This is a genomic window from Enterobacter sp. BIDMC109 (assembly GCF_001037885.1).
Lineage (GTDB): Bacteria > Pseudomonadota > Gammaproteobacteria > Enterobacterales > Enterobacteriaceae > Enterobacter > Enterobacter hormaechei_C.
On the sequence record NZ_KQ090002.1, the window covers coordinates 3937175 to 3959481 of the forward strand.

A 22307-nucleotide genomic window follows, 5' to 3' on the forward strand; every position below is an offset into this window, starting at 1 on the left:
AACGTCATGAATCAGATCCACGTCATTGCCCATACGCACTGGGATCAGGAGTGGTATTTCACCCGTCAGGACAGCATGGTGCTGGCGTCATATAATTTTGCGGACGTCATCAACACGCTGGAGCAGGACTCCGCTTACACCTGCTATCACCTTGACGGACAGATGGCGGTAGTGGAGGACTTTCTCGCCATCAATCCTGATTATCGCGCCAGGCTGGAAAAGCTGGTCAGAGAAAAAAGGATCTTCGTAGGGCCATGGTATACCCAGACGGACACCTACAACGTGCATGGCGAATCGATTATCCGCAACCTGAAGTACGGCATTTTTTCTGCCCGGACGCTGGGGCATGCGATGCAGGTTGGGTATCTTCCGGATACCTTTGGCCACAATGCGCAAATGCCCACGATCTTGCAGGGCTGCAATATCGACAATATCGTATTCTGGCGCGGTATCGATCACGACAGGCACGCCAAAAGCAGCCAGTTCCTCTGGCGCGCACCCTCAGGTGCGACCGTCATCGCCTGTGCGATGGCGCTCGGTTATGGCGCGGCTAAAAACATGCGTTCGGAAGCCTCCCATCTCCGGGGAAAAATCTACCCGATGACCACACTTTTGCGTTCACGGGCCGGTCTAAACGACCTGCTCCTGCCCTGCGGCGGCGATCAGGTCAGCATCGACCCGGCGCTACCGAAAATCCTGGAGGTCGCCAGCGCACAGTCCCCGGATCAGGACCGTTACTTCATCAGCTCTCTGGAGCGTTATGTAGAAACCCTTCGCGCGCAGCGTGAACAGTTTGAGCTCCTGGAAGGAGAGCTGAAATCGCCGCGCTACACCCGCATCCATAAAACGATCGGCTCCGTGCGCTACGACATCAAAAAGAAAAACGATGAGGTTGAACAGTTCATCCTGCGACAGCTGGAGCCGACAATCGCAATGGCGCGTCACCAGGGGATTCCGGTCAACCTCGCGGTAGTCGACACCCTCTGGAAAAAGCTGTTGCGAAACCATGCCCACGATTCCATTGGCGGCTGTAATAGCGATGCCACCAACCGCGACATTCTGCATCGTATGGAACAAACCGAACAGCTGTGCCATAGCCTGTGGAATCTGGTGGTGAAAACCCTGGCCGCCGCCTGCGTTCAGGATGGCGACCTGCTGATTTTTAACTCGCTGGCTACCCCAACGCAGCGCGTGGTGATAGCCACACTGTATAGCCGGGCGGATAATATCGCCCTGACGCATCAGGGGCAGCCCATCCCTTTCGACGTCCTGGAAAGAGACATTCTGCCCGGCGGAACGGCGATCTCCCTTACCGCCGAGGGCGAGTGCGAGACGCCCCTTCTCCCTTATTACCGCTGGCACGTTGCGGTAAAGACACCGGTTCTGCCGCCGATCGGCTATCTCACCGTTAACGTTGAAGAAGACCCTGCGCCTTTCCTGGCGTCTGAAAAGATAAAGGGCAGCGAGATTGAGAATGCGCATTATCGACTGTCGCTGGATGCCGGAACGCTTACCCTGCATGACAAACGCAGCGGCAGACGTATCCCCTCTTTCTTTACCTTTGAAGACTGCGCGGACGCGGGCGACAGCTACGATTTCTCACCGCTTGCGGGCGACGCGCCGACGCGCTGTTCGCATTTTACGCTCGTCGACGGCGTAAAAACGCCGCTTGTCGAAAAGCTGACCGTCGAGGCCACAATGCGTCTTCCGCAGGATCTCGCCAGCCGTCAGGATACGGCCCGAACGCCGTTATCCATTCGTCTGGTCTGCGAATTACGCCACGACGATCCGAATCTGTATGTCGAGGCTTCGCTGGAAAACAGCCACTGCGATCACCGGCTACGTTTACTGATCGGCAGCGATGTTCACACCCGTCACGCTATCGCCTCACAGCCCTTCGCAATCATCCAGCGCGAAACGGGATATGACGGTGAACACTGGCAAGAACGCTATCGCGAGAAGCCCGTGGATATCGAAACCAGCGAGGGCATTATCGCTGTCACGGAACCGGGTAAAGCGCTGGTTGTGACTAGCCGTGGCATGAAAGAATTTCAGATTATCGGCAGCGAACCCGCTGCTATTGCCCTGACGATGTTTAAATCGACGGGCGTGCTCGGACGCAGCGATCTCGAATGGCGACCGGGTCGGGCCTCCGGCATCAATAATACGGTGGTTGAGACTCCTGATGCCCAGTTGCTGAAACCGTTGCGCTTTTCATTCACCGTCGCGCTGGCCGACAACGCCGACCACCTCACGCTGCGCCAGCTGGAAAATCAGGCGGCTGGACAGCCCTTCACCTACCAACGGCAAACGCTACACACGCTCGATCACCGTCTTGAGCGCTTTTCGTTGCGTCTGCCCGAGCGCAGGCTTCCGGCAGAGTTCTCGCTACTGACCGTGCCGGAGCCGCTCATCCTTTCCGCTCTGCCCCATGCGCAGCTGCTGCATGGCACCGTCTTACGCGTATTTAACGCCGGGACACAACCGGCTCCCGTCCCGGAAAGTCTGGCAGTGTTACGGCAGATCAACTATCTGGAAGAGCCGATGCAACCGGTAACGGCGATCCTCCCCTCCGCAACCTGCGATTTTTTGATTGAGGCTTAATATGAACTTGCTGGCATTGACGCATCCCGATCTGGTGTTTATCAACCCGCCCCAACGTACGCCGGAAGCAGTGATCCGTTGGCTCACCGAGCCGCTCGCCAGGCGGAATGTCATCAACGATCGAGAGGCATTTATCGAAAGCGTTTTACAACGCGAAAGTGAAGGCCCTACCGCGCTGGGTGAAGCGCTCGCCGTCCCGCACGGTAAAACCGAGGCGGTGCAACAGGCGGCATTTTGTCTGGCGCTCTTTGACGATCCGATATGCTGGCCGGGGCTGGAGGGTGATGAAGAGGTGAGGATGGTTTTCCTGCTCGCCATTCCGCCAGCGGAAGCAGGCAGTACGCATATGCACCTGCTGACGACGCTGACCAGCAGACTCACGGATGAGCGGGTGCGTGAGCAATTGCTGGCGGCGCGTACGCGGGAAGAGGCGATGTCTGCGCTGAGTAATGAAGGTTCTCAAGAACAGGACGATGCCCCCGAAAGCTCTCTTCTCATCCTGTTGGTACTGGGCTGCATCGTTACCGTAGCCTTTTTGCAGGCAGGGTTGAGCTGGGTCTGCGGGGTGAGTTAATCGAGCAGCGCTCAGCACAGGCTCTGCTGAGCGCTTGTTTTTGTTGAATAATTAATCAGATTTTTCCTTCGAGTCTTTACAATTGCCACAGCGCCCGCCGTTTGTACTCTCGTCTTTTTACTTTGTTCTGCATCAAAAAAATCGCAAACTTGTTTGATGCAAATCACTATATGTAGCACTTAAAATGCACGCCGACCCAACATCTTGTATTTATCGTCTACTATTCCAACAACAAGACGGCGCGAACGCTGGCCGGAATTGTGGATAACACGAGCTGGGCACGCGGGAAGTCTTTGCCGCGGCGAGGAATACGTCCGGTGAATACTTCTCCACCTTTGTGGATAACCTGTTTTTAAAATGGAGTGATCATGACACCGCATGTGATGAAACGTGATGGCTGTAAAGTGCCGTTTAAATCAGAGCGCATCAAAGAAGCCATTCTGCGTGCAGCTAAAGCAGCGGGAGTCGATGACGCAGATTACTGCGCCACCGTCGCAGAAGTCGTTAGCAGCCAGATGCATGAACGCAGCCAGGTGGATATCAACGAGATCCAGACCGCGGTTGAAAACCAGCTGATGTCTGGTCCGTACAAGCAGCTGGCGCGCGCCTACATTGAGTATCGTCACGACCGTGACGTCCAGCGTGAGAAACGCGGTCGCCTGAACCAGGAGATCCGCGGCCTGGTAGAGCAAACCAACTCGTCGCTGCTCAATGAAAATGCCAACAAAGACAGCAAAGTGATCCCAACCCAGCGCGACCTGCTGGCCGGTATCGTCGCCAAGCACTATGCCCGCCAGCACCTGCTGCCGCGCGACGTGGTGTCTGCGCACGAGCGCGGTGAGATCCACTATCACGATCTCGACTACTCGCCGTTCTTCCCGATGTTTAACTGCATGCTGATCGACCTGAAAGGCATGCTGACCCACGGTTTTAAAATGGGTAACGCCGAGATTGAGCCGCCGAAATCCATCTCCACCGCGACGGCGGTCACGGCGCAGATCATCGCCCAGGTGGCGAGCCACATCTATGGCGGCACCACCATTAACCGCATCGATGAAGTACTGGCCCCGTTCGTGGCCGAGAGCTTCAACAAACACCGTAAAACGGCGGAAGAGTGGCAGATCCCGGATGCCGACGGTTACGCCCGTTCCCGCACCGAGAAAGAGTGCTACGACGCGTTCCAGTCGCTGGAATATGAGGTAAACACGCTGCACACCGCCAACGGCCAGACGCCGTTTGTGACCTTCGGGTTTGGCCTCGGCACCAGCTGGGAATCACGCCTGATCCAGCAGTCTATTCTGCGCAACCGCATCTCCGGCCTCGGTAAAAACCGTAAAACGGCGGTGTTCCCGAAACTGGTGTTCGCCATTCGTGACGGCCTGAACCACAAGTTTGGCGATCCGAACTATGACATCAAGCAGCTGGCGCTGGAGTGCGCGAGCAAGCGTATGTACCCGGACATCCTCAACTACGACCAGGTGGTGAAAGTCACCGGTTCGTTTAAAACGCCAATGGGCTGCCGCAGCTTCCTCGGCGTGTACGAAGATGAGAACGGCGAGCAGATCCACGACGGGCGCAACAACCTGGGCGTCATCAGCCTGAACCTGCCGCGCATCGCGCTGGAAGCTAAAGGGAATGAAGCGGCCTTCTGGACGCTGCTGGATGAACGTTTACAGCTGGCACGTAAGGCGCTTATGACCCGCATCGCCCGTCTTGAAGGGGTGAAAGCCCGCGTCGCGCCAATTCTCTATATGGAAGGAGCCTGCGGCGTGCGCCTGAAGGCGGACGATGATGTGTCGGAGATCTTCAAAAACGGTCGCGCATCGATCTCTCTTGGCTATATCGGCATTCACGAAACGATTAACGCGCTGTTTGGCGACAAGCACATCTATGACAACGACGCCCTGCGTGAGAAAGGTATCGCGATTGTGCAGCGCCTGCGCGATGCGGTAGACCAGTGGAAAGAGGAAACTGGCTACGGTTTCAGCCTGTACAGCACGCCGAGCGAAAACCTCTGCGATCGCTTCTGCCGTCTGGACACCGCCGAGTTCGGCATCGTGGAAGGCGTGACCGACAAAGGTTACTACACCAACAGCTTCCACCTCGATGTGGAGAAGAAGGTGAACCCGTACGACAAGATCGACTTTGAAGCGGCCTATCCGCCCATTGCGAACGGCGGTTTTATCTGCTACGGCGAGTACCCGAACATTCAGCACAACCTGAAGGCGCTGGAAGACGTGTGGGATTACAGCTATCAGCACGTGCCGTACTACGGAACCAACACGCCAATTGACGAGTGCTACGAGTGCGGCTTTACCGGTGAGTTCGAATGCACCAGCAAAGGCTTCACCTGCCCGAAATGCGGTAACCACGACGCAGCCCGCGTCTCCGTGACCCGCCGCGTGTGCGGCTACCTCGGCAGCCCGGATGCCCGTCCGTTTAACGCCGGTAAGCAGGAAGAGGTGAAGCGCAGGGTGAAACATCTGGGGAATGGGCAGATCGGGTAATCCGCTGCCACGTTAATGCCCGGTGGCGCTGCGCTTACCGGGCCTACGGACCGCTCTCTTTTGTAGGCCGGGTAAGCGCAGCGCCACCCGGCGTGGTTATTCGCGATGAACTATCACCAGTACTACCCCGTCGACATCGTCAACGGCCCCGGCACCCGCTGTACCCTGTTTGTATCAGGCTGCGTTCACGAGTGCCCCGGCTGCTACAACAAAAGCACCTGGCGCCTGAACTCGGGTATGCCGTTTACCGCTGAGATGGAAGACCGCATCATCAACGACCTGAACGACACGCGCATCAAACGCCAGGGGATCTCGCTCTCCGGCGGCGACCCGCTCCATCCGCAAAACGTGCCGGCGATCCTGAAGCTGGTAAAACGCATCCGCCGCGAGTGCGCAGGAAAAGACATCTGGGTCTGGACGGGCTATAAGCTGGATGAACTGAATGCGCAGCAGATGGAAGTGGTGGATCTGATTAACGTCCTGGTCGACGGCAAGTTCGTGCAGGATCTAAAAGATCCTATGCTTATCTGGCGCGGCAGCAGCAACCAGGTTGTGCATCATCTGCGTTGAATGAAGGCGGATATCCTCTGTCCGCCTGAACGTCAAAACCGACTCAAACTCTCCATCGCCTCAGCCTTAAACGCCGCAAAATTCTCGCACTGGCACAGGCGCGCCATCGCGCGTTCACGCAGGAAGGTGACAAAGATGTCGTAAATCGCCATTGCCTCTTCGTACTCGCTTTTGCTGATGGCGAGCAGGAAGATGACATGAGCGGTTTCATCTCCCCACTGAATGCCCTGCGGCGCCAGCACGGTGTAGACCACCGTTTTTTGCGCCAGCAGCCCGAGGGAGTGCGGCAGCGCGATGCCGTCGCCGAGCATGGTGCTGACGATGGCTTCACGCTCGATAACCGATTCCAGAAACTCCGCGCCGACAAAACCTTCCCCTTCAAGCTGCCCGCACAGTTCGCGGAACAGCGTTTGCTGGTCGACAGGCTTGTCGAGAATGCGGAAATGGGCCGCGTCGAAGTATTTTTCCAGCATCCACGGGCGGGTGCGATCCACCAGCACCAGCTTGCCGATCTGCTCTAACTGATAATCGGTCGGGAACGGGGCGATCATCACCACCGGTTTGGATTTTTCGCTCACGCGGGCGGTGGAGATCACGAAGTCTTCGCCAATGGCATCGGCAAGCTCGTACTCACGAAGGGTGAGCGTGCGCGTCACCTCAATCTGCGGATATTTACGCTGAAGTACCGCCTCGATCATGCGCACCATCGCGTTACCGGCGTCGCACACCAGCAGCACCCGCGGCTGGCGCTGGTAGCCGATATTGTAATGGCGCTCCAGCCCGACGCCGATATGCAGCACCAGAAAACCAATTTCGTTTTCGCTGATCACATACGGGGTGTATTTGCCCCAGCTCGACACCGCCGCGAGGGTCATATCCCACGCCATCGGGTAGTGCTGCTTGATGTTATCCAGCAGCGGATTGGGGATCATGATTTGATACCGCACGCGGGTAATCATGGTTTTGATGTGCGTGAGCAGATCTGCATGCAGTTGCTCATCGCTCAGCAGGTTGTAGTTATAGTGGGTGTTGATGTAGCGCAGAATGTAGTTGACCAGGGCTTCGTCGTCGTCGGCGTTAATCGCGCTGGGGGCGATCTCCTGGATCTGCCGCGCCGCAATGTGCACACACAGCCAGCTCTCTTCTGACGGCGAAAGCGCTTTGCCCGCCAGCTCCTGGATAGCCACCGCGATATCTTTCGCCGCCTCACGCACGTTCTCTTCCACGTCCTCCGCGTGGAATTCCGGCAGCGGATACCCCTCGCTGATGCGCCGCACCGACACCGCGCAGTACAGGCGCAGGAACAGCTCGCCTTCATCGGTCAGGCGAATGTGATGGCGCGTCAGCGCATCGTGCAGCACCGGCACCATCTTTTCCGCCACCCCCGCATTCAGCGCCACGTCGGTCACCAGCGGGTTCAGGCTGTCCTGCTGCGCCAGCTCCCACAGGAGGTCGGTCAGGCAGGCGCGGATCGCCATCTCGCTGCCAAACAGCTTCATCCCGTGGCGCGGGCGGGTTTCCAGCGTCAGGTTATAACGGTGAAACCACTCGCGCACTTCCACCATGTCGCTCTGCAACGTAGCCCGGCTGACGAACCACTCATCGGCCAGATCCTCCAGCTTGAGGGAAAAGGCTGACGTCAGAAAACGCACCACCAGATAGTGCACGCGCTCCGGTCCGGTTCGCGGAATACGCAGCGCGCGCGGGTGGGACGCCTGCAATTGTTGATAGCGCACCACATCATTAATTTTGAGCTGATAGCCGTTGCCCCGGCTCAAAATGAACTGCGCGCCGTGGCTGGCCAGCAGCGCGTTCAGGGCGGTGATATCCGCCCGGACGGTTCGCGTGGAGACCGACAGCCGCTGCGCCAGCTCGTCCTGTGGCAGCGTCTCGTTTTGCAACAGATCGAAAAGTTGCGCTAAACGTTGGTTCGGAAATCGCACGTCGTTGTCCTCTTACTGCTCAGGGTGAAATGACCATCTGGGATGGGCTGCCGACCGGGGTATAGTCTGGCTCGGCGCTCAGCTTGCCGTCCGGCGCCACGCGGAAACGGGTAATGTTGTCGCTGCGCTGGTTCATGACGTACAGCCAGCGACCCTGCTTATCGAGCGTCAGGGTGCGCGGATAGTCGCCGCGCGTCCAGACATCATCCTGATGCGTCAGCGTACCCTCCGCCGTTACGGTAAAGTGCCCGATGCTGTTATGCAAACGGTTAGCGACATACAGCTGTTTCCCGTCGGCGCTTAGCGCCAGCCCGGCAGCAAAACTGGTGCCTTTATAACCGTCCGGCAGGGCTGAAACCGTTTTACCCTCTTTCAGCCTGCCATTACTGTCCAGCGCATAATGGGTGAGCGTAGACGCCTCTTCGTTAATCAGCCACAGGGCATCGCCTTTCGGCGTAAAGACGAAGTGGCGCGGCCCGGCCCCTTTTGAGGAGGCGCTGATAAATGGCGGATCGTTAGGAGTCAGCTTCCCGGTTTGATCGTCAAAACGGTACTGATAGATGCGATCCAGCCCCAGATCGGTGGAAAAAACGTATTTCCCGTCCGGATCGGCGGCGATCATGTGCGCATGTGGGCCGTTATGATCGCTGATGGCGAAACTGCCCTCGACGGCAGCTTCCGGCTTCGCCGCGCCCGGTTCGCCTTTGTCCTGATGGGTGTCCGTAGCATCGCCCAGGCTGCCGTCTGCGTTAACGGGCAGCACCGCGACAGTTCCGCTGACGTAGTTTGCCACCAGCAGATGTTTGCCGTTCGGCGTCAGGGAAAGATACACCGGCCCCGCGCCGCCGGAGGACACCTGATTCAGCTCGCTCAGCGCGCCGTTATCACCGATGCGCAGCGCCTGCACCACGCCCTGCTCCACTTCGCTTGCCAGATACAGCGTTTTGCCGTCGTGTGAGACGGTTAACTGCGCGGCGTTCGGCAGTTTGCTCACCAGTGTTTTATCGTTCAGCGCACCGGTTTGCGGATCGACGGTAAAGCGGTACAGCCCTTCACCGTTCGGATTATAGGTACCCACCCAGGCGTACTGGGTTTGAGCGATTGCAGAGGTAGCAAGTAAAGAGAGTGAAGCGACAAGCAGGGTACGGGTGTGCATGGTGGCTCCTTCGGGTGTGTGCGGTTTGTTTCCCCTCACCCCAGCCCTCTCCCAAAGGGAGAGGGTTAGGGTGAGGGGCAGGTTCTACTTAACCAGCTTCTTCGTCATCGCCAGCAGCGTACGCACATCTTCCGGACGCGTATCACCGCTGGCTTTATCGATAATCGAGCTGTAGATATGCGGGATGATTTTGCTCACGCCCGCATCCAGGGCGATCTGCAAGATCGCCTCGAAGTTCTCCAGATCGATTCCCCCGGTCGGCTCCAGCCAGAAGTCGTGACGGGCGCAGGCTTCCGCCACCGCCTGGTATTCGTCACGGCATTTCAGGCCGCCCATCGGGAAGTACTTGATGGAGCTGCCGCCGAAATCTTTCAGCAGGGCGATAGCGGTTTCAACCGGCACTATGCCGTCCGGCGCTTTGCTGCTCAGCGGGCCGGTGGAGATTTTCACCATGCCGACGGTGCCGGTCGGGGAGACCAGACCGTTGACCACGGACTCATTCTGCCCCAGAAGCGCGCGGCTGGTGGCCACGCCGGTAAAGACCTGGTTAACGTGCTGCGGCTGCACCTGGCGGGAGATTTCACTCACCATCGCTGACTGGTTCGGGTCGCCCGCGCCCAGCCCCACGGAGAGCGCATTATCAATCAGGGCTGCGTATTCGCGCATGTCCGCAACCGCGCTCGCCACGTCCGGGTAATTTTTGGAGAGCACGCCCACCAGCACATGACCTTCCGCCGCCTCGTAAATGGCGCTGGCGTTGGCCTTTGAGCCTGCCAGCACGTTCAGGCAGACGCGGTCACGGTAAAAGTTGGGGGTCAGTTTCATGCTTTTTTCTCCTGTCCTAATACTTCGCTAATGCGGCGGTACACGATGTTCAGCTGGTCAGCATTCACGCTGCGCACGTCCGCCTCGATAATCCCTTCGTTGGCCTTATAGCCACGGAAGTAAATGGCGTATTCGCCCTGTTTCAGCGCGTTCACCAGTTCACCGGTGCCGACGCCGGTGGTGGCTTCGTCAAACTTAATCTCGGTGCGGGCGATGTCACGCCCGGCGCTGTCCCAGACCACGCGCGCGGTCACGCCGTTCAGGGTGTTCAACGCGTCGATAAACGGCGTCATCTTCGCCACCATCTCGGCCCCGCTCTCTTTGGTCGCCGTCAGGTAGTGTTCGATGGCGCAGGTCAGGCCCAGGATACCCTCTTTGCCCACTTTCATCGCGCGACCAATGCCCGCCGTCTGGCGCTTCACCCACTCAACGTACTGGGTTTTGCCGATCACCAGCCCGCTGGTTGGCCCTTCGATCGCCTTCGCGCCGCTGTAGATCACCAGATCGGCACCGGAGCGGTAGTAGGCGTGCAGATCTTCTTCCGCCGCCGCATCGACGATCAGCGGGAGATCGTGCTTGCGCGCCACGACCGCCGCCTGCTCGACGCTGAGCATGCTTTTCTGCACGCAGTGGTGCGATTTGATGTAGAGGATCGCCGCCGTGCGCGGAGTGATCGCCGCCGCCAGCTGATCGGCAGAGCATTCGTTGGCGTAGCCCGCCTCCACCAGCTTGCCGCCGCCCAGCGCCACCATGGTGCCCACCGGCGCGCCAAAGTTCACGTTGTGGCCTTTCGGCAGGACGATTTCGTTGTTTTCAATCGGTGTGACGTGCAGGTTTTCCAGCAGCCAGTCGCTGTCTTTCACCAGCACCGCCGCCACGGACTGGGCAATGCCCGCCGACGCGCAGGAGACCACCGTCGCCCCTTCCACCTCCAGCAGCTTCGCGATGTATTCCCCGGTTTTATTGACCAGATCCTTCATCTCGAAATAGTGATTCATGCCGTCCATCGCCGCCTGCACCACTTCCGGGCGCGGCGTGGAGACACCCAGCGCCGTCATGCGGCCAGAGGTGTTGATAACCTGCTTTAAGTTGTACTTCTCATAAATCGAAGGCATGTTCCGTGCTCCCTTGTTCGGTCATGTAGCCCTTGCCCGCGCGGATCGCGGCAAGCGGCATCAGAATGTGTTCAGCCTGTAGGCTGTCGTTTTCGGCATCCGTCAGCACCGTCGGCTGGCGCTTGAGCGTAAACAGCGTCAGATCGGCGTCGAGGCCAGGCTGAATGCGGCCTTTGCGCGTCAGGCGCAGGCCGTCGGCGGCGTTGGCCGTGACACAGTCAATCACCTGCGGCAATGACATGCCGATGGCGAGGAATTTCGACATCACGCTCGCCAGCGAGCCGACCGGGCCGTTGATGCGGTTGCGGCAGTAAATATCCGAGCTGATGGTATGCGGCAGAATGCCCATCGCAATGGCGCGCTTCGCCACTTCAAAGCTGAAGCTCGCCGTGCCGTGACCGACGTCCAGGCGCACGCCGCGCTTCAGCGCAGACGTAATGGAGGCGCGTAGCTCGCCGGAGGGCGTCAGAATGCGGTTAGGCTTGCCGTTGTAGCAGTGGGTGATGATGTCGCCGGAGCTCAGCAGTTCGGCAATCTCATCGAGGTTCGGCGGGTTGTTGCCGATGTGCACCATCAGCGGCAGGTCGCCGTTCTCTTTCTGAATCGCTTTCGCGCGCTCCAGCGGGGTGATGCCGTTTTCACCGACCACGCTGCTGCTCATGCGCGCCTTCAGGCCAACGATAAAATCCGGGTGGCGCGTCACCGCCTGCTTCACCGCATCGGCGTCAATGTTCGCCATGTTGGCCAGCTCGTTCTGGGCGATCAGCCCCACGCGGGAGATGTTCAGCAGGGCAAACACCTCGGTGGAGGCTTTGCGAGTGATGGCGTAAAAATCGTCCACGTCGTCGGCTCCGGTACTGCCCGCGTCCACCACGGTGGTGACGCCGGTGGCAATGCCCACGCTGTCCGGCTCGTCGTGGTAAATCGGGGAGTTCGGGTAGCAGTGGACGTGGGAGTCAATCCAGCCCGCGCTGACGAACACGTCGCCGTTCAGCTCAACCGTTTTGCGGGCGGGAGCGTCAATGTCGCCTGTCGCGGCAATCTTCCCGTCCTGGATGGCGATATCGGTCAGGGTATCGTCGGCGAGGCGCGCACGGCGCAGGAGTAAATCAAACATGAGGATCTCCTGATAAAGCGGGCACCGAAGCGCCCGCGGGTATTAAAGGGCGACCGGGAACAGCCAGCCCAAAATCATTGCGCCGAGGATGGCGCCACCGGTAATCGGCTTCTGCCAGATGTAGAACAGCAGTGCGCCTACCAGGGAACCGACGCCGATTGGAATGGAGGCGGTCATGGCGCTGAGGATAATCAACGGCCCGAGGAAGCGGCCGGAGGCGTTACCCGCGCCCATCATCACGTCTGCGCCGTAGGTGGAGTTGCTCTGATTGATGGTGAACTTACGCGCCAGGATGATGACGTAGCCAATCGCCAGGCCAATCACCAGGCCGGTAATCAGCGCGGCAATGAAGTTGGTCACCGGGAACATGATCCCCGCGCCCAGCAGCAGCGCCGGAACGCCGAGGCCCACGCCGGTCTGGATCGCACCGCCGATATCGAGAATACCCACCAGCGAGCCTTCGATAATACGGGCGAACAGGAAGCTAGCACCGAACGCCGCCACCGCGCCGTAGACGCCGGTATCGATTCCCGCTTTCAGCATCGCCACGAAGGCAACTTCGTTAAACGCGCCGATGCCGTAGAGGTAGTACATGTGCGTCCCGGCGAAGACGCCGGAGGAGAGCAGGCCAACGAAGATCGGGAACGACCAGTCGGCATACCAAAAACCTTTATTCTGTTCCATTTAGAGGCTCCTGTTATTTACCGCTGAGCGAGTTGTGGATCATGTCGAGCCAGTTCGGCACGGTCAGATGGAAGGATTCGATCATCTTCATGTCGAAGCCGCGGAAGAAGCCGCTCAGCACGAAGAGCAGAACGATCGCCGCCATCATCACTTTGGTGACGTGGTTCCAGCCACTCTCTTCAACACCTTTACCAATCAGAATACCCAGTACCAGACCCGGTACGGCGTTACCCATGATCAGCTGTGCCGCGCCGCCAAAGATGGTGGCCCAGAAGCCCGATTTTTTACCCGCGTCGATGGCCGCCAGCCAGAAGATCACCGGCATCACGGTGTTGACCAGCAGGTTCGCCGCCGGTACCAGCACCTTCACGGCGGTCACCTGAAGCGCTGCCGGAACGGAGGAGGCGGTCAGGTTAAGGAAGGTCACGACAATCATGCCGATGATGCCGCAGGCAATCGCCATTTTGCGCGGGTCATGCAGCGTTTCACCGACGTTACGGTTTTTAATCATCAGTGCAGCAGCACCCCAGTTGGGGATGATGCGGTGGTCAACGTCCTGTGTGAAGGCACCTGCGGCCACGGAAGAGGCCCAGGCGTTAAAGAAGAAACCTAACCCAAAGGAGAAGTGGGACGCCGGATCCCCTTCGCAGGAGTTCAGTTCCCCCAACGTACGAAACGCGCCCATACCCTGAGTGGTAGGCGCATGAAACATGCGTGCAGCCCCGGCGCCAACACCGACGCCAACCAGGCCGCCAATGATGAGCGATTTTATTAATATAATTAAGAACATCAGTCTGCCCTTTTATGAATAATCAGCGTTGCGTGACGAAATCCACCTGGTCGAGATTGATGGCGGTCACGTTGACGGTCACATCCAGCTCCACGCTGTAGGTGCGTCTTTCCCGGCGCAAAAAGAAGAACAGAAACGCTTCTTTTCGCACCGCTTCTTGCGCCTGAACAACCTGCACATCCTGTGGCTCAATACGCAGTAAGATATGCGGTGAGGCTTTCATCACCGCAGCCTGAACGTGGTTGAGGGCGTCGGCAAAGGCGCGCGCTTTGGCGTCGCCCTTCCCCTTCACTCTCACCGTGGTTGTGAACTGTTCTTTCATGCTTACGCGCCGTATTTCTTCTGCCACGCCTGTACCAGACGCTCGCCCAGCTCTTCTTTATCCATAAAGCCAAAGCCCAGCACGTTGCAGCCTTCGTTGATGGCGGTCACCCCCTCATCCACGGAGCGCATGCCGTATTTGGCCTTGTAGCCATATTTGGTCTGAGCGGTGATGGCGCCCGCGCCGCCGCTGCCGCAGAAGGAGATCCCGAAGGTGGCGTTTTCTGCTTTCATCACGTCACCGAGCTTCATATCCGCTGCCATGCCCGGTACGACAACCGCGCGTCCGCCGGCTTTTTCCACACCCGCAGCCACTTTCTGACCTTTACCCAGGCGATCGCCAATCACGACTGTAATCTGTTCCATGTGTTGCTCCTTAAAGGTTGTCTTTCGCGACTTCGAAGTGAACGGAGAGCAGCCAGGCCTCTTCATCAGGAAGGTTGCCGAACTGCGCTACCACTTCACGGGCGAGTTGCATTGAATCTGGTGAAATTTCGTCAAACAGCTCTGCTTCAACCTCTGGCAGCGGCTCGCCGGTCACGGACCGGTGCGCCATTGCGCGAACGTGGGAGGTCAGCATCTGCTCCTGTACCGCGTTGGGAATGATGTTGTGCCGGGCCAGCAGGGCGTAGACCTGCTGAAGCATGGTGTTCGCGAGCTGTTCTGTTTGCACCGCCTGTTCCCCAACGTCGTTCATTACCGCTCCGTTAATCACTCGTCTTACCCCGTTAATGGCTCTGGAATAAAACTAACGTCGAGGGGGAATTGTTTGTAGCGAGTTGTTTTCCACTTCGAAGTGGAAAGGCGAGCAGCGGCAGTGATCTGTGCCACATAAATGCGGTGAATCTGTATAAATCGCTGGATTTACGTGATGAATATCACGCTATTACGCGGCATTAGACTGGTAAGCGGAGTGGAAAAGATTACGAGCAGGCTCGTAGAAATGTGACGTGGATAAGGTTTTCTTATGGGGATCCGCTAGAGTGGCGGCGGGTGCTTGAGACTGACCGTCTCAGGCATGGGACGGAAAGTGGAAAGCCCCGCCTGATAAAAAATCAGGGCGGGGGCTCGAAACGACACGTCACACCGTGGAGTTCGCTACCTCGCCCGCTTTAAAGCAAGGAGGCATCCATGAAACGCAGAAACCCAAGTATCGGGGTTTTGATGATTATTTCTTTGACAATAATCATCTTAACGCAGGTGACGAGGAAAACACTGTGCGAGATCCGTTTTCGTAACGGCTCGCTTGAAGTGACAGCGCGGATGGATTGTCGCTCCGGCAAGTAGGGAGCAACGATGCGGGGGCGCATAATGCGCCTCCGCATACGGGGAGAGGACGTACAGCTCAGGCACCCAATTAACGATACTTTTTGTGGTACGTGTTGCGGGTCGCGACAAACTGATCGGCTGCCGCCTGGGCTTCTTTCACTTTGCCTTCGTTCGCCAGCTTCAGCGCGCCGTCAATCTGGCCGACCAGCACGTCAAAACCGTGGCGGTAGTCTTTCATCTCGGCGCTGTCTGCCGCTTTGCTTTCCAGCTTCGGCGGCGTCGCTTTTTGCGCATCCAGCGCGGCTTCACGCATTTTAGTCAATGCGTCTTTCATGTCCGCCGCATTGTCCGTTTTCTGCACCACCTTCAGGTTTTCACTGAGGATGTCCATGTTGTCTTCGAGATCGGCAGCAAACGCAGACGAGCCAAGAACCAGCGTTGAAGCCGCGACGATCGCTAACAGGTGTTTACGCATTGCTCACTTCCTTTTTTTATTATTAATCAATCTTTTACGGGGATTATTGCCCGGCGATTTTCATCTCCGGCAGTAATACAGAACCACACTGAATATTGCTGCGTGTTTCAATATCGTTACCGACCGTAACAATATTGCGCCACATGTCCTTCAGGTTGCCGGCGATGGTGATTTCGCTCACCGGATACTGAATTTCACCGTTTTCGACCCAGAAGCCCGCTGCACCGCGAGAGTAGTCGCCGGTAATACCGCTCACGCCCTGCCCCATCAGCTCGGTGACCACCAGGCCGGTGCCCATCTCTTTCAGCATCTGTTCAAAATTCAGGCCCTGTCCGGCAATGCGCCAGTTATGAATGCCGCCCGCGTGCCCGGTGCTTTTCAGCCCCAGCTTACGCGCGGAGTAGTTGGTCAGCAGCCACTGGGTCAGAATGCCGTCTTTCACGATATCACGACGTTCCGTGCGCACGCCTTCGCTGTCAAACGGCGTAGAGGCCAGCCCTTTCAGCAGGTGTGGGTGCTCTTCGATGGTCAGCCATTCCGGCAGGATCTGCTTGCCCAGCGAGTCGAGCAGGAAGGTCGATTTACGGTACACCGAACCGCCCGCAATCGCTCCCACCAGATGACCAAACAGGCCGGTTGCCACTTCGTTGGCAAAAATGACCGGCGCTTTCATGGTGGAGAGTTTACGCGGCGAAAGGCGTGACAGCGTGCGTTCGGCGCACGCTTTTCCCACCCACTCCGGAGACTGCAAATCTCCCAGCGCGCGGCCAATGGTATACGCGTAATCACGCTCCATATCGCCGTTTTCTTCGGCGATGACGCAGCTGGAAAGCGAGTGGCGGGTTGAGCAGTACCCCTGCAACATGCCATGGGAGTTACCAAACACTTTAATGCCGTAGTGGCTGTTAAAGCTGCCGCCTTCGGTATTGGTGATGCGTTTGTCAGCCTGCAAAGAGGCCTGCTCGGCTCGCGCGGCCAGCTCAATGGCTTCATCCGGCGTCACTTCCGCGGGATGGAACAGATCGAGATCCGGCGCGTCAAACGCCAGCAGCTCTTTATCGGCCACGCCAGCGTAAGGGTCCGGGGAGGTGTAACGCGCGATATCCAGCGCCGCCTGCACCGTACGGGCGATGGCATCCGGGCTCAGATCGGTAGACGACGCGCTGCCTTTACGATTCTGGTGATACACCGTGATTCCCAGCGCGCCATCGCTGTTAAATTCTACATTCTCCACTTCGCCATAGCGGGTGCTCACGCTAATGCCGGTGGTTTTGCTGACCGCCACTTCGGCGCCATCTGATTTACCTGAAGCGAGCGTCAGCGCGGTGGAGACGGCTTCTTCCAGGATCTTACGCTGCGCTTCAACTTGTGAGGTTACTTTCATCGCAAATGCCATACTGTAAGAGAGAGTTAAGTGAAGTCTAACAGAGAACCGTTTTTCAGTGCGCGTCTTAACTGGTAACATTAGCCTCTTTTTTTAAGGAGCCTGACATGACTAAGCAGCCCGAAGACTGGCTCGACGACGTTCCCGGTGATGACATCGAAGACGAAGATGATGAGATCATCTGGGTCAGTAAAAGTGAAATTAAACGTGACGCCGAAGAGTTAAAACAGCTTGGCGCAGAAATGGTAGAACTGGGTAAAAACGCGCTGGATAAGATCCCGCTCGACCAGGATCTGCGTGATGCCATTGAACTGGCACAGAAAATCAAGAAAGAAGGGCGTCGCCGCCAGCTTCAGCTTATCGGTAAACTGCTGCGTCAGCGCGACGTGGAGCCGATCCGTCAGGCGCTGGACAAACTGAAAAACCGCCACAATCAGCAGGTTGCGCTGTTCCATAAGCTGGAGCAGATCCGCGATCGTTTGATCGAGCAGGGTGATGACGCGGTACCTGAAGTGCTGAACCTGTGGCCGAATGCCGACCGCCAGCAGCTGCGATCGCTGATCCGCAACGCGAAGAAAGAGAAAGAAGGGAATAAGCCGCCGAAGTCTGCGCGCCTGATTTTCCAGTATCTGCGCGAGCTGTCTGAGAACGAAGAGTAATCTGTGCGGGTTTGCGCCGGATGGCGGCGTAAACGCCTTATCCGGCCTACAAGGTCGTGCGAAAAAATGTAGGCCCGGTAAGCGCTAGCGCCACCGGGCTTTTTTTTACTCTGCGGCCGCGGCTTTCTTCGCCAGACCGTCCAGCAGCTTCTGATGGATACCACCAAACCCACCGTTGCTCATCACCAGAATGTGATCGCCAGGCTGTGCGGCTTTCACCACCATATCCGCTAAGACATCCACGTCCGCACTCCAGTGCGCCGGCTGAATGCAGGCGTCTGCCACTTCCGCCACCTGCCACGGAATATGCTGCGGTTGCAGCAGGAAGACTTCGTCGGCACGTCCTAAGGACGGCGCAAGATCGTCTTTGCAGATGCCCATTTTCATGGTGTTCGAACGCGGTTCCAGCACGGCCAGAATGCGCGCGGTGCCGCCAACTTTGCCACGCAATGCGGCAAGCGTCGCCAGAATGGCCGTTGGGTGGTGCGCGAAATCGTCATACACGGTAACGCCGTGGGCTTCACCGCGCAGCTCCAGACGGCGACGGGCGTTGATAAACGAGCCCAGCGCATTGGCGGCATCCGCAGGCAGTACGCCCACGTGACGCGCCGCGGCGATCGCCATCAGGCCGTTGTGCATGTTGTGCTCGCCCACCAGGCCCCACTTCACCTCGCCCACTTTCTCACCGTCGAGCAGCACTTCCCATTCGGAGGCATCCGCGTTGAGCTTTTTCGCCTGCCAGTGCCCCTGCTCGCCAACCAGCTCCTGCTCGCTCCAGCACCCCATCGCCATAGTCTGCTTCAGGTTGATGTCGTTCTCCGGCAGGATAATGCGGCCCTGACCCGGAACAATGCGCACCAGATGGTGGAACTGTTTCTGAATCGCTTTCAGGTCGTCAAAGATATCCGCGTGATCGAACTCAAGGTTGTTGAGGATCAGCGTGCGTGGGCAGTAATGCACGAACTTGGAGCGCTTGTCGAAGAACGCGCAGTCGTATTCATCCGCTTCAATCACAAAGAACGGGCTGTCGCCCAGACGCGCGGAGACGTCGAAATTCCCCGGTACGCCGCCGATCACGAAGCCCGGCTTGTAGCCGCAGGCTTCGAGGATCCAGGTCGCCATACCGGCGGTGGTGGTTTTGCCGTGCGTCCCGGCAACGGCGACAACCCAGCGGTCGCGCAGGACAAAATCATGCAGCCACTGCGGGCCAGACATGTACGGGATATTGCGTTCCAGCACCGCTTCAACGCATGGATTCCCACGGGTCATGGCGTTACCCACGATCACCAGATCCGGCTGCGGCTCCAGCTGGCTGGCGTCATATCCCTGAATCAGAGAAATTCCCTGCTTCTCGAGCAGCGTGCTCATCGGCGGATACACATTGGCGTCCGAACCTGTCACTTCATGGCCCAGCGAGCGCGCCAGCATTGCCAGTCCGCCCATGAAAGTGCCACAAATCCCCAATATATGAATGCGCATACGTCACTATCCTTCTTCAATGTGGCGCACATTTTACTCACATGTCAGCGGCTGTGAAACGCATTTCAGGTAAATCCGTATTTTGCTGGCGCGATTCACCTCTGCGCTAATATTTGAATGTTTGTTAAGATTGTTGGACATCAACCGCTTTACTCAACATAAGATGCAGGGAAAGTGTTATGAAAACGTTAGGTGAATTTATTGTCGAAAAGCAGCACGAGTTCTCTCATGCTACGGGTGAGCTCACTGCTTTGCTGTCGGCAATAAAGCTGGGCGCTAAGATCATCCACCGCGATATCAACAAGGCCGGTCTGGTCGATATCCTGGGTGCCAGCGGTGCCGAGAACGTTCAGGGTGAGGTTCAGCAGAAACTCGACCTGTTCGCCAATGAAAAACTGAAAGCTGCACTGCGCGCGCGCGACATCGTTGCGGGTATCGCCTCTGAAGAAGAAGATGAGATCGTCGTATTCGAAGGGTGTGAACACGCGAAATACGTTGTTCTGATGGATCCGCTGGACGGCTCCTCCAACATCGACGTTAACGTTTCTGTCGGTACCATTTTCTCCATCTACCGTCGCGTCACGCCGGTTGGCACACCGGTGACGGAAGAAGACTTCCTGCAACCGGGCAGTAAACAGGTTGCTGCCGGTTATGTGGTGTATGGCTCGTCCACCATGCTGGTGTACACCACCGGCTGCGGCGTACACGCCTTTACCTACGATCCGTCCCTGGGCGTGTTCTGCCTGTGCCAGGAGCGTATGCGCTTCCCGGAGAAGGGCAACACCTACTCCATCAACGAAGGCAACTACATCAAATTCCCGAACGGCGTGAAGAAGTACATCAAATTCTGCCAGGAAGAGGATAAAGCCACCCAGCGCCCGTACACCTCGCGCTATATCGGCTCGCTGGTGGCGGATTTCCACCGTAACCTGCTGAAGGGCGGTATTTACCTCTACCCAAGCACCGCCAGCCACCCGGACGGAAAACTGCGTCTGCTGTACGAGTGCAACCCAATGGCGTTCCTGGCCGAACAGGCAGGCGGCAAGGCGAGCGACGGTAAAGAGCGTATTCTGGATATCGTGCCGGAAAGCCTGCACCAGCGCCGTTCGTTCTTCGTCGGCAACCGCCATATGGTGGATGACGTTGAACGCATGATCCGCGAATTCCCGGACGCGTAACGCGTAGAAAGGGGAGCCAGGCAGGCTCCCCTTTTTTTCAGGCCGTTTGCGTCGTCAGCTTGAAGGAGGCCATCGCTTCCATCAGCTCGCGCGACTGCTCCTCCAGGGAACGTGTTGCCGCAGATGATTGCTGCACCAGCGCCGCATTTTGCTGCGCCGTTTCATCCATCTGGTTGACGGCGATATTCACCTGCTCAATGCCGCGGCTCTGCTCCTGAGACGCCGTCGCAATTTCACGCATCAGTTTGGTCATACGCAGTACTTCGGTGGCGATCTCGTCCATCGTCTCACCGGCCTGCTGCGCCAGCTCGCTGCCCTCGTTCACGTGGGTTTGCGAATCGCTGATAAGCGAGCGGATCTCTTTCGCCGCATCAGCACTGCGGCTGGCGAGATTGCGCACCTCACCCGCCACGACCGCAAAACCTCGCCCCTGCTCACCCGCACGCGCCGCTTCAACGGAGGCGTTCAGCGCCAGAATATTGGTCTGGAAGGCAATGCCGTCGATGACGCTCAGGATATCGGCGATGCGCGCCGAACTGCCGGAGATGTCGCGCATCTTCTCAATGACATAGCAGACCATTTCACTGCCGTGATCGGCGGTATCGGAGACCGACTTCGCCAGCTGGTGCGCCTGCTCGGCGTTATCGGCGTTAAGTTTCACCGTGGCGGTGATCTCTTCCATGCTGGCGGCCGTCTGCTCCAGCGAGGTGGCGGTGGATTCCGTGCGCTGGGCCAGGTTCATATTCCCGGCCGTCAGCTCGCGGCTGCCGGTATCAATCTGCGAGCTGGCGTCACGCACCCGCAGAACCGAGTCCATCAGCGACTGGCGCATCCCTTCGATCGCCGCGTTAAGGCGATTAAATTCTTGGCTCGCCGGCGCGTTCAGGGTATGGGTTAAATCCCCGGCCGCCACATGTTCCAGCTGGGCAATCGAGGCTGAAAGCGGCTTGAGCAGCATATGGCGCAGCACCAGCCAGGCCAGCACGATAATGCCAGCCGTCAGCAGCGCCGCGACGATAATCAGGATCAGCACGCGGGTTTTACTCGCCTGCACGGCGCTCACCTCCGCTTTACCGCGCGCCTCGCTCCATGCCTGGAACGCCTGCATATCGTTATCAAACTGCTTCGCCACCGGTACCAGCTTGTTTTCCAGCAGATCGTAATAGCTGTCCGCGCTTTGCTCGTTCAGGGCTTTCAGCATCGGGCTGATACCCTGCTGGTTGTACACCGCCAGACTCGCGGCAACGTTATCCAGCAGCTTTTGCCCCTGCTCATCCGCCACGCCGCTGCCGATCACGTCCTTCAGCGTTTTCTGTGCCAGCGCCACTTCCTGGTTAATGGTTTTGACCGCCCTGGCCGCATCGTCCAGCAGGCCGACCTCCATCATGCGGACGGCCTGCCCCGCTTCGTTACGCGCGCGCAGGATCAGCGTATAGCCGGCATTCAGCTGCACCATCTGTTCACCCTGAAGATGATTGATGCGCTGGAGAGAAGCGGAACTTTGTGTAAGGGCATAAATGCCGATGCCGCTGACAATCAGCAGCAGAAGGGTCATAACGGCCAATAAAGAGAGCAAGCCGGTACGAATCGATAGCGTTTTAAGCATGATGTTATTTCCGGTAGCGAGATATTTCTGGGCATAAAAAAAGAATATCGG

21 protein-coding genes are annotated in these 22307 nt (G+C 57.9%); 7 read left to right on the forward strand and 14 right to left on the reverse strand.

Annotated features, from left to right (window positions below):
* The first annotated feature begins 6 nt into the window (after positions 1-6).
* The 4 genes from SK62_RS18520 (at position 7) to nrdG (ending at position 6255) form a co-directional block, all read left to right on the forward strand.
* Entirely contained in the window at positions 7-2604 is a 2598-nt protein-coding gene (locus SK62_RS18520) for a glycoside hydrolase family 38 N-terminal domain-containing protein (protein WP_023295818.1), read from the forward strand.
* Position 2605: 1 nt separating this feature from the next.
* A complete protein-coding gene (locus SK62_RS18525) occupies positions 2606-3178 on the forward strand; it encodes a PTS sugar transporter subunit IIA (RefSeq protein WP_047718312.1) in 573 nt (190 codons plus the stop codon).
* 368 nt (positions 3179-3546) lie between these two features.
* Positions 3547-5685 carry an anaerobic ribonucleoside-triphosphate reductase gene (gene nrdD / locus SK62_RS18530; RefSeq protein ID WP_015572514.1) on the forward strand — a complete coding sequence of 713 codons (2139 nt, stop codon included), beginning with the start codon at positions 3547-3549 and terminating at the stop codon, positions 5683-5685.
* Between the two features lie 105 nt (positions 5686-5790).
* Complete coding sequence (gene nrdG / locus SK62_RS18535; RefSeq protein ID WP_023302982.1) at positions 5791-6255, forward strand: anaerobic ribonucleoside-triphosphate reductase-activating protein; 465 nt, start codon at positions 5791-5793, stop codon at positions 6253-6255.
* A gap of 32 nt (positions 6256-6287) precedes the next feature.
* Here nrdG and SK62_RS18540 read toward each other — a convergent pair whose 3' ends face one another.
* From SK62_RS18540 to SK62_RS18585, 10 genes are all read right to left on the reverse strand, one after another.
* Positions 6288-8198 carry a BglG family transcription antiterminator gene (locus SK62_RS18540; RefSeq protein WP_017383912.1) on the reverse strand — a complete coding sequence of 637 codons (1911 nt, stop codon included), beginning with the start codon at positions 8196-8198 and terminating at the stop codon, positions 6288-6290.
* 19 nt (positions 8199-8217) lie between these two features.
* On the reverse strand, positions 8218-9354 hold the full coding sequence (locus SK62_RS18545; RefSeq protein WP_032103144.1) for a lactonase family protein: 1137 nt from the start codon (positions 9352-9354) through the stop codon (positions 8218-8220).
* Positions 9355-9438: 84 nt separating this feature from the next.
* Positions 9439-10179 (reverse strand): 2-dehydro-3-deoxy-phosphogluconate aldolase, encoded by a 741-nt coding sequence (locus tag SK62_RS18550; protein WP_017694646.1) that lies wholly within the window; start codon positions 10177-10179, stop codon positions 9439-9441.
* Positions 10176-11294 (reverse strand): DgaE family pyridoxal phosphate-dependent ammonia lyase, encoded by a 1119-nt coding sequence (locus SK62_RS18555; RefSeq protein WP_023295814.1) that lies wholly within the window; start codon positions 11292-11294, stop codon positions 10176-10178. Before SK62_RS18555 ends, SK62_RS18550 begins: the two co-directional genes overlap by 4 nt.
* Complete coding sequence (locus SK62_RS18560; RefSeq protein ID WP_017383915.1) at positions 11278-12411, reverse strand: amidohydrolase/deacetylase family metallohydrolase; 1134 nt, start codon at positions 12409-12411, stop codon at positions 11278-11280. Before SK62_RS18560 ends, SK62_RS18555 begins: the two co-directional genes overlap by 17 nt.
* A gap of 42 nt (positions 12412-12453) precedes the next feature.
* On the reverse strand, positions 12454-13095 hold the full coding sequence (locus SK62_RS18565) for a DUF4310 family protein (protein ID WP_015572508.1): 642 nt from the start codon (positions 13093-13095) through the stop codon (positions 12454-12456).
* A gap of 13 nt (positions 13096-13108) precedes the next feature.
* A complete protein-coding gene (locus SK62_RS18570; protein ID WP_006810337.1) occupies positions 13109-13885 on the reverse strand; it encodes a DUF4311 domain-containing protein in 777 nt (258 codons plus the stop codon).
* Between the two features lie 22 nt (positions 13886-13907).
* Positions 13908-14207: a DUF4312 family protein gene (locus tag SK62_RS18575; RefSeq protein ID WP_006810338.1), complete on the reverse strand. Its 300-nt coding sequence runs from the start codon at positions 14205-14207 to the stop codon at positions 13908-13910.
* Positions 14208-14209: 2 nt separating this feature from the next.
* Positions 14210-14572, reverse strand: coding sequence for an SFCGS family glycine-rich protein (locus tag SK62_RS18580; RefSeq protein ID WP_006810339.1), 363 nt, complete (start codon positions 14570-14572; stop codon positions 14210-14212).
* A gap of 10 nt (positions 14573-14582) precedes the next feature.
* Entirely contained in the window at positions 14583-14921 is a 339-nt protein-coding gene (locus tag SK62_RS18585) for a PRD domain-containing protein (RefSeq protein WP_026080657.1), read from the reverse strand.
* 449 nt (positions 14922-15370) lie between these two features.
* Between SK62_RS18585 and SK62_RS22525 the strand changes: the two genes are divergently transcribed.
* Positions 15371-15493 (forward strand): Hok/Gef family protein, encoded by a 123-nt coding sequence (locus tag SK62_RS22525; protein ID WP_229690656.1) that lies wholly within the window; start codon positions 15371-15373, stop codon positions 15491-15493.
* A gap of 70 nt (positions 15494-15563) precedes the next feature.
* On the opposite strand, the gene cybC is transcribed toward SK62_RS22525, so the two are convergent.
* Complete coding sequence (gene cybC, locus SK62_RS18595; RefSeq protein WP_010427378.1) at positions 15564-15950, reverse strand: cytochrome b562; 387 nt, start codon at positions 15948-15950, stop codon at positions 15564-15566.
* 43 nt (positions 15951-15993) lie between these two features.
* A complete protein-coding gene (gene pmbA / locus SK62_RS18600; protein ID WP_015572506.1) occupies positions 15994-17346 on the reverse strand; it encodes a metalloprotease PmbA in 1353 nt (450 codons plus the stop codon).
* Between the two features lie 95 nt (positions 17347-17441).
* Here pmbA and yjgA point away from each other — a divergent pair, with 95 nt between their 5' ends.
* A complete protein-coding gene (gene yjgA, locus SK62_RS18605) occupies positions 17442-17993 on the forward strand; it encodes a ribosome biogenesis factor YjgA (RefSeq protein ID WP_003856072.1) in 552 nt (183 codons plus the stop codon).
* Between the two features lie 105 nt (positions 17994-18098).
* On the opposite strand, the gene mpl is transcribed toward yjgA, so the two are convergent.
* Complete coding sequence (gene mpl, locus SK62_RS18610; RefSeq protein ID WP_017694649.1) at positions 18099-19472, reverse strand: UDP-N-acetylmuramate:L-alanyl-gamma-D-glutamyl-meso-diaminopimelate ligase; 1374 nt, start codon at positions 19470-19472, stop codon at positions 18099-18101.
* 179 nt (positions 19473-19651) lie between these two features.
* Here mpl and fbp point away from each other — a divergent pair, with 179 nt between their 5' ends.
* Complete coding sequence (gene fbp, locus SK62_RS18615; RefSeq protein ID WP_003856070.1) at positions 19652-20650, forward strand: class 1 fructose-bisphosphatase; 999 nt, start codon at positions 19652-19654, stop codon at positions 20648-20650.
* Between the two features lie 37 nt (positions 20651-20687).
* On the opposite strand, the gene SK62_RS18620 is transcribed toward fbp, so the two are convergent.
* Complete coding sequence (locus SK62_RS18620; protein ID WP_017694651.1) at positions 20688-22256, reverse strand: methyl-accepting chemotaxis protein; 1569 nt, start codon at positions 22254-22256, stop codon at positions 20688-20690.
* Positions 22257-22307 lie beyond the last annotated feature (51 nt).